The sequence below is a fragment of the uncultured Methanobrevibacter sp. genome (assembly GCF_937906425.1).
Lineage (GTDB): Archaea > Methanobacteriota > Methanobacteria > Methanobacteriales > Methanobacteriaceae > Methanobrevibacter.
On record NZ_CALCYR010000153.1, the window covers coordinates 1 to 6,169 of the forward strand.

At 37.0% G+C, this 6,169-nt stretch carries 1 protein-coding gene; it reads left to right on the forward strand.

Annotation, left to right across the window (positions count from 1 at the left end):
- Positions 1 to 14: 14 nt before the first annotated feature.
- A partial coding sequence (locus Q0138_RS04345) for a hypothetical protein (protein ID WP_297981450.1) occupies positions 15 to 6,169 on the forward strand: 6,155 nt, incomplete at its 3' end.

Genomic DNA, 6,169 nt, shown 5'->3' on the forward strand with positions numbered 1-6,169 from the left:
TTAGTTATGTTGTTATGCAGGCTGGTCAGGCTGTTGATGGCAAGTCTGGTACTGTAACTCAGAATGGTACTGTTGATTTAGGTGTATTGTCTGTTGGTACTTATACTGTAAGGTTTACCACTAATGTGGCAGATGGTTACACTCAAGCTGAATATGAGTCCGGTATTACCGTAAGAGCTGTTCAATCCACTGTTGTTGCTAACAGCACTGAGGTTAATTATGGTGAAGATGCTGTATTGAATGTTAACTTTACTAATGCGAATAATGTTAGTTATGTTGTTATGCAGGCTGGTCAGGCTGTTGAAGGCATGTCTGGTACTGTTACAAGCACTAATTATGATCTTGACTTAGGCGTATTGCCTGTTGGTACTTATACTGTAAGGTTTACCACTAATGTGGGTGGGGATTATATCTCTGCTGAGTATGAGTCCGGTGTTATTGTAAGGGCTGTTCAATCCACTGTTAACGGTAGTGCAAACAATGTCACCTATGGTGGAGAGGATGTAATTCTTACCGTTAACTCTACCAATGCAAGTAGTGTGACTTATGAGCTTGTTCGTGGTGGAGTTCCTGTTGATATTGATAATGCTGAAGGCTTTATTGACAAGAATGGTCAGGTTACTTTCTCTGGTTTGGATGCTGGACACTATGCGGTTAGGTTAACTACTGTTACTGATGGCAATTATTCTGTTGATAGTTATACTGTTTCATTTACTGTTGCTAAAGCCACTACCAGTGTAAATGCAACTAATGTTAATGTAACTTATGGTGAAGATGTTAAAATCAATGTAAGTTTCGTCAATGCCACATCTGTTCATTATGTAATTGAAAGTGCAGGAAGGCTTGTAACAGAGGGTAACATTGCTAAGGGTCAATTGGATCATGACACAAATGTTTATATTCTTGATTTAAGCAATGAATTATCTGCAGGTACATACACTGTGGAATGGACTACTGTTGAAGATGACAACCTCATTGAATCAATTTACAATTCAGGTATTCTTATTCGCCAAGCTCAATCTCAAGTAAATGCAAGTGATGTGGAATTTGCTTATGATGATGCAATAAGCATCCCTATTGAGTTTGAAAATGTAACAGGCGTTTATTATTTCATCATGAGGGCTGGTTCAGCTGTTAAAGAAGGTCAATTAGATGTTAATTTAATTGATGGAACTGCTAAGCTTGAATTTGGTGCTAAAACACTTCCTGTCGGTTCTTACACTCTTCTCTTACGTACCAACACTACTGAAAACTATACTGCTGTTGAAAATAGGAGTGCTTTAATCATCAAGGCGGTTAATTCTACTGTAAATGCCAGTGCTACAAGCATTACATATGGTGAGGATCCTGTAAGGATTACCATTGAATTTGAAAATGCGGAAAAGGTCAGATATGAAGTTGTTCGTGGCGGAGTTCTAGTTAATAATGAAAATGCTACTGGAGATATCACTGCAACTGGTTCTGTTGTTGAACTTTATGGATTAAGTGCAGGTTCATATGCTGTCAGATTAACTGCTGTTACTGATGGCAATTATTCATCTGTCACTAATACAAGTTCCTTTACTGTTGCTAAAGCCCCTACCAGTGTAAATGCAAGTGATGTTGATGTAATTTATGGTGAGGATGTCTTGATCAATGTAAGTTTCGTTAATGCTACATCTGTTAATTATATTGTTGCAAAAGGTGGTGAAAGGGTTCTTACCGGCAATATCTCCAAAGATGACTTGCATGATGGTGTGGCTACCCTTAACTTGACTGAAAACTTGTTTACTGGTACATACAGTGTTGCTTGGCTTACTGTTGATGATGATAATCTTGTTTCATCTGTAAACAGTTCAGGTATTCTTATCCGTCAAGCTGCTTCCAGTGTAAATGCATCTAATGTAAGCAAATATTATGGTGAATCCATCACTATTGATATTGACAGTCAAAATGCTACTGCAGGCATTAGTTACACTGTATTTAAACTAAATGATGTTGAAAAGAGTGGAACTATTAATGTTACCTCAATTGGTGCTGATGGTAAGGCTACTCTTACATTTGAGGCTAAGGAATTAGCTGTTGGTAATTACACTTTAGTTCTTAATACTTTAAGCTTTGGTAATTACACCACTGCTGAAGGCAGATCTGTAATTAATGTTCTTCAGGCTGCTTCCAGTGTGAATGCTAGTAATATTACTAAGGTTTATGGTGAGGCTATCAGTATTGGCATTGACAGTCAGAATGCTACTGATGGAATTAAGTACTCTGTTATTAGGGCTGGTGTGATTGTTAAGAGCGGCACTATTCCAGTTGCCTCAATTGGTGCTGATGGTAAGGCTACTCTCGCATTTGCTGCTAAGGAATTGCCTGTTGGTGAATATACCTTATTGCTTGAGACTCAAAGTCTTGGTAATTACACTACTGTTGAGAATCGTTCCGCTATTGTAGTTGTTCCTGCAAACTCTTCAGTAAATGCATCTAATGTAACAAAGAAATATGGAGAAGATATTGCTATTGATATTGACAGTCAGAATGCTACTGCAGGTATTAATTACTTTGTAATCAGAGCAGGTGCCATTGTAAAAGAGGGTACCATTGATGTTGAGGATATTGGTGCTAATGGTAAGGCTACTCTCACATTTGTTGCTAAGGATTTATCTGTCGGTGAATACACATTGCTCCTTGTAACTCAAAGTTATGGAAATTACACAAGCTCTGAAAGTCGCTCTGCAATTATAGTAACTCAAGTGGGATCAAGTGTAAACGCATCTGATATCACTAAGATTTACGGAGAGGAAATCAAGATAGATGTTGAAAGTGAAAATGCTACTGCAGGCATTAAATACTATGTAATGAATGCAGGTAAGGCAGTCCATCAAGGAAGCATTGATGCGGCGGATATTGATGAAGGCAAATCAGTCATTACAATTCCTGCTTATGAATTGGCTGTTGGAGACTACACATTACTCCTTGTAACTCAAAGTTATGGAAACTACTCTACTGTAGAAAACCGTTCCGCTTTAATCGTAAATCCGGCAAATTCCGAAGTAACTGCACATGATCTTGTGAAAGTTTATGGTGAAAATATTGATTTCACAATTTCAAGCTTAAATGCTACACAAGTCAGTTATGTCGTATTGGACGGTGAACAGATAATTGCAGGTGCTACCATAAGGGCAAATGTCACATTCACTGTTCCTCGCATAAATTCAGGTAATTACACTATAAGATTCACTACCATTGTGGATGGAAACCACAGTTCTGTAAGTGTAGACTATGAATTGAACATTACAAAAGCAGGTTCTAATGTAAGTGTTCCTGATGCAAGTGGCGTAAGCGGAAATGTAATCAATCTAAGAATTACTGGTGAAAATGCAACCGGATACATTGCTAAGATCTATAATGAAAATAATAATGAGGTTGAGAATGCAATTATCAGCATTGTCGGTGAGCAAATATCCATTTCAGGATTGGAAAGTGGAAACTATACATTAAATGTAAGTACTGTTGTTGATGAAAACAATTATTACAGTGTTTCTGATGTAGGTAATATCACTGTGCTTCCTGTAGCTGATTTAATAATCACTCCAACTGTAAATATCCCTGCAGGTCAATCTGCAGAAGTGGGACAGGAGTTAAGATACACTATTAAAGTGACTAATGTTGGCCCTAACCCTGCTGAAGATGTTTATGTATTAGTTAACTACACTAAGGGAGATGTAACTCTCTTGACTGTAAATGGTTCAACTGAGTTTGGAGAATATAATTATGATTCAACAAATAACAATTGGACTATTGGAACTTTGAATTCAATGGCTGAAGCCGAATTGGTATTGGTTCTTAGAGTGAATGATGAGGGAGACATTGTGTCACGTTATGATGCTTACCCAATTGAAGGTGACGGAAACCCTGCAGACAATACAAAGATAGTAAGTGTCGGTTCTGAAGCCAATGCAGATGTGCTTATTTCCGTTAATACCACTAATCCTGACACTGTAAGGTATGTTGGAGATAAGATTGTCTTTAACATTAATGTAAGCAACAGCGGTCCAAGTCCTGTAACAAACTTGAACTTCACAGGTCTATTTGACAATCTCAAATACATTGAGGCTGAATCCAATGCAAGCTATAGCATAAATACTCATAGGATATCTATTGGCACTTTAGGAGTTGGTGAATCATTCTTGTTCCACCTTGTATTTGAAATAGAATCTGAAGGCATAATTTCTGCTAATTTAAGTGCATATGCAGAAGAGACTGACCATAACTTAAACAATAACAACCAAAGCATTGAAAGGCAAGTTTACAAGAAACCAAGTTTCGTGGATTCCAACACAACACATTCAATTAGTTATGGTGATGACACTATCATAAACATTACATTGCTTGATGGTTCAGATCACAGCATTCCTATATCTGATAATCTAAGCATTGCAGTATACAAATTCAATGATGGTATTTATGATACCCTTGTTTATGAAGACGAGCTTGAAGTGGAAGGTAGCTTGAGTGTGAATCTCACTGAAAAAACTTCAAAATTCTTGGATGCAGGAAGTTATATGGTTAAGGTTGAATTTGCAGGAAACAACTATTATTATGCTAGCAGAGATAGTGAAACAACATTCATTGTAAACAAGGCAAGCGCTACAGGCAAATCTGCAGTCACTTCTGCATATGATGCAATAGTGTCCTATGGATATAGTCCTCAAATATATATTGGTGTAGACTTTGTAAGTGATGAATATCCTGGTGAATTTGCAGTGAATATCTATGACAATGAATCCAGATTAATCGATCAAATTGAATTAAGTCTTAACGGCACTGTAAATGAGACTCTAATATATGTTCCTGGATTGGAAGCAGGCAATTACACCTTTAATGTCTTCTTTAAAGGAAATGAAAATTATGATCCATTCACTTTCTATCCTGCTGAGGATGTTAAAAATTTAACTGTTGATCCTGTAACAACCATTCTAGGTTTAAGTATTGAGGATATTGATTATCATGAGAATATTGTAATCAATCTTGCATTAAGAGAAGCAGTCAGTGGAAAGGCTGTTAGCGGCAATGTTAAAGTAATCATTGTTGATAAGAACAATGTTGAACATGAATATGATGTAGAAGTTATTGACGGTGCAGGAACTTATGCTGTAAGCGATTTAATCTTGCCGGTTGGCAATGGTTATCAGGCTTCTGCAGTTTACCAAAGCAATAGAAACTATATTGGCAGTGATGGTGCTGACAGCTTTGATGTAAATAAAGTCGAAGCCATACTAAGTGTAAATGCTACAGACATTAATTATGGAGAAGCAAGCAATGTTACTGTATGTTTAACTGGTGTTGATGGATTGTTAAATGCTACAGTTCCGGTATACATCAATGGAGTCGAACACAATGTAACTGTAAAGGATGGTGAAGGATCCATTCTTGTAAGTGGTTTGGATGCAGGATATCTTTATGTAAATGCAGAATTTAAAAACAATGAGACTTATAAGGATACAAGTGCATTCGATTCATTCAGAGTCTTCATGGTTGATTCCAAATTGAACATAAGCATTAATGACACTTATCTTGGAAAAGATGCAGTGATAAATGTTGAATTAAATGCTACAAACGGCACTGGTTTAACTGGCATTGTAATTGTAAGCATTAATGAAACTGATTATCAAATTGCTGTTGTTGACGGTACAGGTTCATTGAATGTATCTGGATTGACTGTCGGTGATTATGATGCTGATGGAAGCTTCATTGGAGACACTAATTATAAGGCTTCAAATGGTACCGATTCATTTAAGGTATATGGTGCAGTAATTAGTGTGGAAACTGAGGAAAACCCAATTTCCTATGGAGACAGGTCCAACTTGATCATCACTCTCATTGACACTGAAACCAATTCAGCAATTGCAAACGCTAAGGTAAGCATTATTGTTGGAAGCAAAGAGAAAGAGATTACTTTAAATGAAAGCGGCCAATATGAATTTGGTATTGAAGACATTTTGGAAAATGATTTATTGGCTGTTGGAGACTACCCTGTTGAAGTGGTCTTTGATAGTGAAGCCTATGGTAAATTGTCTGACACTGCAGTTCTTGTTGTAAGTCCTATAGATCCGGTTATTAGTGAAGACTCTCCTGACATTGATTACAGTGAGAATGAGACTATTACTATCACTCTTCCTAATGATGCTAC